This is a genomic window from Providencia sp. UF-183, from assembly GCF_058246155.1.
The window spans coordinates 1-242 of the sequence record NZ_JBSICD010000117.1 but is presented as its reverse complement, the minus strand read 5'-3'; the positions used below and the strand labels follow the sequence as shown (position 1 = coordinate 242).

Annotated in this window: 1 protein-coding gene; it reads left to right on the top strand. The window is 54.1% G+C overall.

Annotation, left to right across the window (positions count from 1 at the left end; translation table 11 throughout):
* Nucleotides 1–40: 40 nt before the first annotated feature.
* Nucleotides 41–242 (top strand): DUF480 domain-containing protein (locus AC4IFT_RS22600; RefSeq protein WP_490752992.1); only part of this gene is annotated, 202 nt, incomplete at its 3' end.

Below are 242 nucleotides of genomic sequence, written 5' to 3'. Positions count from 1 at the left end.
CACCAATAAAGAGTGGCTACCCCCACGTTGAGGCCAAACGATGAAATATGAATTGAACGCCAAAGAGGCCCGGGTCATCGGCTGCCTGTTGGAAAAACAGGTGACGACGCCGGACCAATACCCGCTTTCGCTTAACGCCATTACCCTGGCGTGTAACCAAAAGACCAACCGCGAGCCGGTGATGGATCTGAGCGAAAGCGAGGTGCAGCAACTCCTCGATCTGTTGCTGCGCAAACATTTCC